The organism is Metabacillus litoralis, assembly GCF_003667825.1.
In the GTDB taxonomy this organism is placed as follows: Bacteria; Bacillota; Bacilli; order Bacillales; family Bacillaceae; genus Metabacillus; species Metabacillus litoralis_B.
In genome coordinates this window covers 4,441,952-4,450,000 of sequence record NZ_CP033043.1, presented here as the reverse complement: position 1 = coordinate 4,450,000, position 8,049 = coordinate 4,441,952, and the positions used below count along the sequence as shown (strand labels likewise).

Below are 8,049 nucleotides of genomic sequence, written 5' to 3'. Positions count from 1 at the left end.
TAGTACAAAGATGACAAACAGTCCGTACATAACCGGGTGAATTTCTTTTCCTCTACCCTTCATGATCATTGTAATTGGATAGAAGATGAATCCAACTGCAATACCTGTTGCAATACTGTAAGATAAAGGCATTGTAATAATTGTCAAGAATGCTGGTACAGCAATTTCAAATCGTTTCCAGTCAATTTGCCCTAAAGATGATACCATTAGAGCCCCTACAATGATTAATGCAGGTGCGGTAACTGCTGAAGTAATAACTCCTAAAAGTGGAGAGAAGAATAAGGCCAATAAGAATAGGATAGCAGTTACGACTGATGCGAAACCTGAACGAGCTCCAGCGGCAACACCTGCAGAAGACTCAATATATGAAGTTGTTGTAGATGTTCCTAAGACAGAACCTACTACTGTTGCAGCTGAATCTGCGAATAACGCTTTTCCTGCTCTCGGTAACTTATTATCCTTCATTAGACCAGCTTGGTTAGCTACTCCAACAAGGGTTCCAGCTGTATCAAAGAAGTCTACGAATAAGAACGTTAAAATAACAACTAACATTTGAACAGTAAAGATTTGATCTAAGTTCATAAATGCTTGTCCAAACGTTGGTGCTAAGCTTGGAATTTGGCCAACAATTTCAGTCGGAACAGCAATTTGATTAAAGATCATTCCTACAATTGCTGTAATAAGCATTCCATAGAAGATACCACCATTTACTCCACGAACCATTAAAATAACTGTCACAATAATACCGAAAATAGCTAATAACGTTTGAGGATTAGTGAAATCACCTAACCCTACTAAAGTAGCATCATTATTAACAATAATGCCTGCACCTTGAAAACCAACAAATGTTATGAATAATCCGATTCCGGCACCCACTGCAAACTTTAGTTCTGCTGGAATGGAATTAATAATCTTTTCGCGAAGACCTGATAGTGTAAGAAGAATAAAAATAAGTCCTGATACTAAAACCCCTGATAAAGCTGTTTGCCATGGTACTCCCATTGTCAGGACAACTGTGAATGAGAAAAACGCATTCAACCCCATACCTGGCGCCAATGCAATTGGGTATTTGGCTATAAGGCCCATTAACAATGAACCAACAGCTGCCGCAATAGCAGTTGCTGTAAAGATAGCTCCTGTATCCATTCGCATTTCTGCAGGTAGATCTGGAATTGACGTCATGGCTAATGTGTTAGGGTTAACAAATAAAATATAAGCCATTGATAAGAACGTTGTTAAACCACCAATAATTTCACGTCGATAATTTGTACCTAATTCATCAAACTGAAAAAACTTCTTCATAAATAGGTGTTCCTCCTCAGTATTAGTTCAAAAGCTTTTACTACCAAATACATTGTCCCCTAATAATATTTCCAAATAAAAAAGCGCACACCTATACGTGAGCGCTTGACTTTGAAAATATTAATGGCCGGTAACAAACAGTAGTTACCTCTGCTATTAATACCTCGTAGTCAAGCCATTTACGGTAGCTTGGTAGAAACTTTCGAGCCATATCCTCGACATTATACGACGTATTTCGACTATATTGATTACTTTTTTATTTTATCAGTGTATCGTTTGCTCGTCAATACAAAAAACGAACATTATTTAAAATAATGTTCGTTTCGTTCGTTTTTTACTCCCACTCGATTGTTGCAGGTGGTTTACTTGTAATATCATAAACTACACGATTAATGTGCTTTACTTCATTTACAATTCTTGTGGAAATCACTTCAAGTACATCCCAAGGAATTCTAGCCCAATCCGAAGTCATTCCATCGATTGATGTAACTGCACGAATACCAATAGTATAATCATAAGTTCTAGCATCACCCATTACACCAACACTACGGATATCAGGTAGAACCGTGAAGTACTGCCAAATATCACGATCTAGTCCAGCTTTTTTAATTTCATCACGTAGAATATAGTCTGATTCACGAACAATCTCCAATTTTTCTTCCGTGATTTCACCTAGCACACGAATCCCCAATCCTGGACCTGGGAATGGTTGTCTCCAAACGATTTCATCTGGAATACCAAGTTCTGTGCCTAATGCACGAACTTCATCTTTGAATAATGTATTTAGAGGTTCAATAAGTTCGAATTCCATATCCTCTGGTAGCCCACCTACGTTATGGTGAGATTTAATCGTTTGAGCTGTAGCTGTTCCACTCTCAATAATATCTGTATATAGAGTACCTTGTGCTAAAAATTCAATTCCTTCTAATTTAGCTGACTCATCATCAAATACATAGATGAACTCATTACCAATGATTTTACGTTTTTGCTCCGGATCTGAAACACCTTTTAACTTATTCATAAAGCGATCCTTTGCATCCACTTTAATAACATTCATATTAAAACCTTCAGTGAATGTTTTCATAACACTATCAGCTTCATTTTTACGTAACAGCCCATGGTCAACAAAGATACATGTTAGTTGATCACCAATCGCTTTGTGAATTAACACTGCAACAACTGAAGAATCAACACCACCACTTAACGCACAAAGCACTTTTTTATTGCCTACTTTTTGTTTGAGTTTATCTGTTTCCATTTCAATGAAATTCTCCATTGACCAGTTACCAGCACAACCACAAATGTTAAAAACAAAGTTCTTCAATAAGTCATTACCATATTCAGAGTGACGTACCTCTGGATGGAATTGAACACCGTAAAATTTACGGTCTTCATTACTCATTGCAGCAAATGGACAAGATGTACTTGTAGCATCCACATGGAATCCTGCTGGAATTTCTTTCACCAAGTCACCGTGACTCATCCATACAACCTGTTGTTCCGGTAACTCAGCAAATAACGCTGGTTTTCCATGAACATCAATTGTTGCTTTACCGTATTCACGGTGATCTGCTGGCTCAACTTTTCCGCCAAGCTTATGAGTCATCAGCTGCATACCATAGCAAATACCTAATACAGGGATACCTAAATCAAAGATCGCCTCATCACAGTCAAAAGCATTTTCACCGTAAACACTGTTTGGACCACCTGAAAGGATTACTCCTTTAGGGTTCATTTGTTTAATTTCTTCAGCCGTCAATGTGTGAGGGTGTAACTCACTGTATACACCAAATTCACGGATACGTCTTGTGATTAACTGATTATACTGACTACCGAAGTCTAAAACTACTACCATTTCATGAATGTTTGCCACCATCGTCACCTCATCGTATTTTCATGCACTATTGTTAGTATGCTATTAAGACTATTAAGATCATACAAAAAGTATCATAACCCAGGAAATACTTACTAATATGTCTATATAGCAAAAAAAACTGAATTCACCTTCAATAAAGAAACATGACTGATCACCAAGTAAAGGTACGAGTCTAATTTCCTTATATTAAAAGAAGGCAGAATCCAGCTGACTTTCGAACTTATTCTGCCTTCATAGTCGGATGTTTTAAGGTTACCCGGTAGAGACTCTCGAACCGTATTATCGAGGATATATGAAGGGTCTATTAATTTTTTCTATTCTATCAATCTCTTATACAATTGGTCAAGACGATGTTCTTTTAATTAAATTTTCCCACAATTCAACTGACTTATTCCATTCTTGTTTTGCATCATCGCGTCGATACAATGCTCTTTCATAGTTTTCCGTTAAGGCTGTCATATGGCCCATATGAAAATATCGATCAATATACCGAGCATAATCCCTCAAGGTTTGGCCTTCTTTCCTTTTAATACCACGCCGGGCAAATTGTTTTAATAGTGATTCATAAGCTTGAAAGAATACTTGGTCATCGTTACGGTTTTTATATTTTAAAATGATAAGCTTTGGTATCCATTTCGTCCTAGTTTTGAAAATCGCAAAAGCTAGTATTGCTGTAACGATCATAATACCATATAAACTGGTACTCCCTAGACGCAGACTAAAGAGACCGAAGAAATCACTTGTAGAAGAAGATGTTTCTTTGTTAGTTTGCTCAGGCTTTTCTGGAGTTTCTTCAGGTTCCTTTTCCTCTTCTTCAACAGGTTCCTTCTCCTCTTCTACCTCTTGCTGATTTGGTGTATCTTTATAGTCACTTACCAAATCATAAGGGTTTACAAAGCCTTTAGTAGGTTCAAACGGAACCCATCCCACTCCAGTGAAATACACTTCAACCCATGAATGGGCATTATTATTTGTTACTTTATATTCGCTATTACTGTTCTCTACAGTTTGAACAAAGTCACCTTCTGTGTATCCTTTCACCCATCTTGCAGGAATATCAATTGATCTTAGTAAAACAATCATAGAAGTAGAAAAATTATCACAATAACCTTTGAATGTTTCAAAGAGAAATTGATCTACATAATCTTGATCACCTTCAGGTATGGCCACATCTTCCTTATCATAAGTAAATTCCGGCCTTCCTAAATAGTCTTCTATTGCTTTCACTTTATCGTATTGATTAGATTTTGTTTCTGTAAGAGACACAGCAAGTTCTCTCACCCGTTCAGGTAATGTATCAGGTAGCTGTGTGTATCTTTCAACAAACCCATCAGGTATATTTTCAAAAGCCTGTGCTTTTTTCATTTCATTTAATGGATAAGAGGGAAGCTCATACTCAACCTGATAAGTTAAGAATTCCTCTCTTGATCCGTCGCCTTGCTTCTGAAAAGGAGAGATTAATTCTGTATTTCGGTTCAGATAAATTGGTAAATTCGCCTCTGTCTTTATAGCCGTTAAACCTAAAGGATAAATAACATGTAAATATCGGTATTCTTCATTGATTGTAACGGCCGATTCCAGGCTTTTTGTCTTCACACGATCATCTATCCAAGTAACTTCATCTTGAATTGATGTAATGACTTCACGTTCTGCATCAGGGTCAGAAGCTTCCCATCCCTTCCCTGTATACACATCCTTAGATTCTACTCGCCAATAATGTCGATCACTAGATATATGGGTGAAAACTTCGGTATCATCCCCTACGAATGATCCACCTAAGTTTTCATCATTTGGGCTATACCCAATTTTCTTTGTACCGCTACCCCCTTCATCTTCTCGCCCAACAGCTGTAATATACGGAACTGGATCAGGCCACTGTGGTGATGCCTTAGGAGCTAAAATGGCTAGAATCATAGAAAGCATGATAAAAGCAAGTAGTGGCATGATCCATCTAAGGGAAGCAAGCTTTTTCACTTTTAAATTCTCTAGTTTCTTCAATCGGTCAAAATACAGGAGCCCAAGCATAAAGAAACCTATTAAAACAACTCTTACAATTGCGTAGGATGCATCGTATGGAGTAAAGGTATCTAACACTGTAATGTAAAGGAGCGTTAACACAAAGAAAAAGAAAATTCTCTTTTGGAACAAAATCCAATAGTGTATTAAATAAACAAGTAACCAAAGCAAAATAAAAAATAACAATGATCGAAAAGCTGAAGTCATCCCCATCCATTCCGCACTTGGTACTAACGAAAGATTAAAGGCAATATCACCAATTAGGTCCTTTATCCAAAGGAAACTAAAAAACATTCCTTCAAAATATAACCCGTGAAGCATAAACAAAATAATGAACATTTTTACCGGAAATGTGATGAACCATCGCAACCTGAAAAATGTCATAACAAAACTGACAGCAATAAAAAACACAAAAATAAAGGTGTTCGCTGTATCAGTAAATTCCCCAAGAGGTCTTAACCATTCCCATAGCAGGATAAATGCAAACAGATAATACAGAAGAGTAATAGATATCCCTTCCTGGTCTTTAGGTGTTTTCACTAGATATTCACCTCTTTAAAACGCTTATTTGCATCCTGTTCTTTTACTACACTTACATGAACTTGACGCTGCTTCAATCTTTCAACTAAAACAGACTCTTCTTTTGAAAGTTCATGAAGCTTCTCTTTTATAAGGTATAGAATAAATGTCTGCTGACGAGCTGATAATAACTCGAGCTTTCTCGCCAACTCCATGTTTAGAGCTGAGGTAACAAGAATACTGGTAACTTGTTTCATTTCCTTATTTAAATAGTTACCTCCAAGTACAGCAGAAAAAGGTGTTTGGCTATCCCAATCAACTTTTGCCAAATGGTAAAAGATGCTGCTTACATGCTGCTCATCAGCCTGCAGCGGAAACATCTTTTGCTGCTGCCCAACTGAAACTAACCCTACCCTAGCGCCACTTTTAACAACAGCGCGAATCATTGATGCGGTATAGGAAACAACTGATTCAAATGCCTCAGAATGTGACCTGTCAATAAATACAACAACATCGTGACTTTGCATTTGTTCAAATTCCTTTGTCATAATTGAATCTCTTCTAGCCGTAGCTTTCCAATCAATCCAAGCAAATTTATCTCCTGGTTGATATTCCCTTACACCGACAGCCATGGTTGAATCCTGCCAATACTTAGTTAATGTTGATGCTGATCCTTGCTCATACTGTTTTTGCTTTGAATGATAAGCTAAATCAACAGTTGAAGGGTAAACTAGAAAATAGTTTTCAACCTCTAAAGAAACTTCCTTTTCAATTAGACCAAATAAATCCCCTGTTCTTATGCGGACCGATTTAAATTGGTGTTCACCTCGAGGCATCTCAAGAAGGGCATAGCTAAAGGAGATCGACTTCTTAAACCACGGAAAAAAGAGTTTTTTTGGCTCTTTAAGTTTTTGAACACCCTTTAATTTATCATTAAGCTCATCTTCAACTAATAAATAAAATAACGGGAAAGGAAAAGATCTTTTAACCGTTATTGTACCTATAAACCTCTGTCCAACTGAAAACTGCTCCTGATTAATCCTCCTTGTTACTTGGAAGGTGCGGATTGGGTAGATCATTAGTAAGAAAGAATAGAGAGCAAACGGTAGAAAGCTATAAAAAAGAAACCAGCTAACAAATCCACCTTGAAACATTGCATAACTAAATGCTGCTAAGGTAAGAAATAAGAGGGATAAGACCTTCCAGCCAGCTTTAAATCTCGTTAATAATGTCATGATTTACCACTTAAAGACCTTTGAACCGGTACTGGTGTTTTAGAAATAATATCATGTATAAGTTCATCAGCAGATTTCCCCTCAAACTTCGCCTCTGACCTTAAAATAATCCGGTGAGCCAACGTATACGGAGCAAGGTATTGAATATCATCAGGAATAATATAATCTCTACCCAAGATAAACGCATATGCTTGTGCGGCCTTCATTAACGCGATTGACGCACGTGGACTTGCGCCAAGATAAACAGAAGGATGCTTTCTTGTTTTCCCAGTGATTTCAATAATATAGTTCTTAATCGTATCATCCACATAAACAAACTGAATTTCATTTTGCAACTCAACTAATTCTTCATTTGAGATTACACTTTCTATTTTATAGATAGGCCTTTCTCTTTCTGCTAATGTTAACACTTCAAATTCTTCCGCTTTGGTTGGGTACCCCATCCTTAACTTAAATAAGAAGCGATCTAACTGAGCTTCCGGAAGCGGATATGTTCCTTCATAATCAACTGGGTTTTGTGTAGCCATAACAAAAAATGGTTTCGTAAGTATTCTTGTTGTACCATCAACAGTAATGCTTCCTTCTTCCATTCCTTCTAACAAAGCGGACTGTGTTTTTGGAGAGGTACGATTAATTTCATCTGCCAAAATGATATTTCCAAAGATAGGTCCTTCACGGAACTCAAATTTTAATTCTTTTGGATTATAAATAGAAACTCCCGTCACATCCGAGGGAAGTAAGTCTGGTGTAAACTGAATTCTCTTGAATTCGGCCCCTATCGATTTCGAAAGAGCGCGAACCATCATCGTTTTTCCGACACCCGGAACATCTTCAAGCAGCACATGACCTCCAGCTAGAATGGCCACAAGGCTTAAAATACTAACATCACGTTTTCCTACCATTACGTTTTCGATATTTTCAATAACTCGACCGAGTTTTGGATGCATTGCTTCATATTGAGACATGATTATCCTCCTAGGGTGAATTTCTCCTTATCTTCTATTATAGTATTCTGAAAAAGTTAACAAAATCCTTTTGTATTTAGCAATATGTTCTATTTTTACATATAATTAATAAATTTGATGATAATTGTCGTCTCCT

Annotated in this window: 5 protein-coding genes and 2 riboswitches (1 of these 7 running past the window's edge); all 5 genes read right to left on the bottom strand. The window is 37.0% G+C overall.

Annotated elements, in window-relative coordinates; translation table 11 throughout:
- Window positions 1–1,302 carry the 5' portion of an NCS2 family permease gene (locus D9842_RS21830; protein WP_121664291.1) on the bottom strand. 21 nt of this gene lie to the left of the window's left edge, so the window shows 1,302 of its 1,323 coding nt (coding positions 1–1,302); it begins with the start codon at window positions 1,300–1,302; its stop codon lies off the left edge, out of view.
- A gap of 147 nt (window positions 1,303–1,449) precedes the next feature.
- Window positions 1,450–1,551, bottom strand: a riboswitch (purine riboswitch).
- 85 nt (window positions 1,552–1,636) lie between these two features.
- A complete protein-coding gene (gene guaA / locus D9842_RS21825; RefSeq protein ID WP_121664290.1) occupies window positions 1,637–3,178 on the bottom strand; it encodes a glutamine-hydrolyzing GMP synthase in 1,542 nt (513 codons plus the stop codon).
- A 214-nt stretch (window positions 3,179–3,392) separates the two neighbouring features.
- Window positions 3,393–3,494: riboswitch (purine riboswitch) on the bottom strand.
- A gap of 26 nt (window positions 3,495–3,520) precedes the next feature.
- Entirely contained in the window at window positions 3,521–5,734 is a 2,214-nt protein-coding gene (locus tag D9842_RS21820) for a transglutaminase TgpA family protein (protein WP_121664289.1), read from the bottom strand.
- Entirely contained in the window at window positions 5,734–6,948 is a 1,215-nt protein-coding gene (locus D9842_RS21815; protein WP_121664288.1) for a DUF58 domain-containing protein, read from the bottom strand. Before D9842_RS21815 ends, D9842_RS21820 begins: the two co-directional genes overlap by 1 nt.
- Window positions 6,945–7,913 carry an AAA family ATPase gene (locus D9842_RS21810; protein WP_121664287.1) on the bottom strand — a complete coding sequence of 323 codons (969 nt, stop codon included), beginning with the start codon at window positions 7,911–7,913 and terminating at the stop codon, window positions 6,945–6,947. Before D9842_RS21810 ends, D9842_RS21815 begins: the two co-directional genes overlap by 4 nt.
- Window positions 7,914–8,049: the final 136 nt, after the last annotated feature.